General features: G+C 64.7%; 1 protein-coding gene. It reads right to left on the reverse strand.

Annotated elements, in window-relative coordinates:
* Nucleotides 1–645 (reverse strand): site-specific DNA-methyltransferase (locus GWQ22_RS21755; protein WP_275931658.1); only part of this gene is annotated, 645 nt, incomplete at both ends.

Here is a 645-nt window from a genome sequence, read left to right on the forward strand (position 1 = left end):
GACCAAGGCGCCAGGCAGCCTTGCCCGTCGCGCCAGAGCCCATGAAGAAATCCCCCACCACGTCCCCCGGCCGGCTGCTGGTGCGCACGATGTGCTCCATCATGGCGGCGGGCTTTTCGCACGGGTGTTTGCCCGGGTAGGCTTGCACCGAGGGGTAGGTCCACACATCGGTAAAGGGCACCTCTTTGGTGACGTTGAACGGGCGGCGCAGCTGCTCGTACTCGGCCTTGAGCTGGTCATAACTGGCGACCAGGGTCTGATAGGTGCGATGCAGTCCCTGGTACGTCTCCTTGAGCTCGCGATGGGGCCGGCTCAGGGCGCGGGCTTTGCGGGTGAACAAGGCTTGCAGGCGGGCATATTGCGCTTCGCTTGGCAGGCTCCACTGGCTGCGACCAAACCAGTGGCCCGCCATTTGGCAGCCCAGGGCCTGGTCGATCTCTTTGTTGGAGATGCCACAGGCGGCCTTGGCCTGCTGGAAGTAGTCGATCAGCGGCTGCATCACCTGCCCACGCAGGGCCTGGCAGGCCTGACGATACCCGCTGGCTTGGGCACTGCTGTGGGCCCCCAGCTGCTCGGCAAAGATGATGCGTTCACTAGCGGGCCAGAAGTTGCGCAAGGCTGATTTGTCCGCCCGGTTCCACACGC

This window comes from Aeromonas sp. 1HA1 (assembly GCF_029237385.1).
Lineage (GTDB): Bacteria > Pseudomonadota > Gammaproteobacteria > Enterobacterales > Aeromonadaceae > Aeromonas > Aeromonas popoffii.